This window comes from Pseudomonas sp. 01L34 (genome assembly GCF_056400265.1).
In genome coordinates this window covers 1-602 of sequence record NZ_JBFTSX010000042.1, presented here as the reverse complement: position 1 = coordinate 602, position 602 = coordinate 1, and the positions used below count along the sequence as shown (strand labels likewise).

Genomic DNA, 602 nt, shown 5'->3' with positions numbered 1-602 from the left:
TCGCGCACGTGACGCTCAGCTACACCATGCAGGACGAACACGGCGCGCTTTCGTCTAGTACGGTGGACGTGACTATCACCGGCACCAACGACGGCCCGATCGCGGTGGCCGATGTCGCCGCTGGCACGGAAAACCAATCCCTGACCATCGACGTGCTGGCCAACGACACCGACGTCGAYGACGGTCATCTGTTCACCCTGAACAGCGCCAGCGCCCCGCTCGGCCAAGGCACCGCCAGCGTGGTCGCCAACCAGTTGCTGTTCAATCCTGGCAGCGACTTTGATCATCTGGCGCAAGGCGCGGTCGCGCACGTGACACTCAGCTACACCATGCAGGACGAACACGGCGCGCTCTCGAGTTCCACCGTGGATGTCACTATCACCGGCACCAACGACGGTCCAGTCGCGATGGCCGATGTCGCCGCTGGCACGGAAAACCAATCCCTGACCATCGACGTGCTGGCCAACGACACCGACGTCGATGACGGTCATCTGTTCACCCTGAACAGCGCCAGCGCCCCGCTCGGCCAAGGCTCGGCCAGCGTGGTCGCCAATCAGCTGGTATTCACCCCCGGCAGCGACTTCGACCATCTGGCACAGGGT

At 63.7% G+C, this 602-nt stretch carries 1 protein-coding gene; it reads left to right on the top strand.

What is annotated here, in order from left to right; translation table 11 throughout:
* Window positions 1-602 (top strand): Ig-like domain-containing protein (locus tag AC1DQM_RS29890; protein WP_477747269.1); only part of this gene is annotated, 602 nt, incomplete at both ends.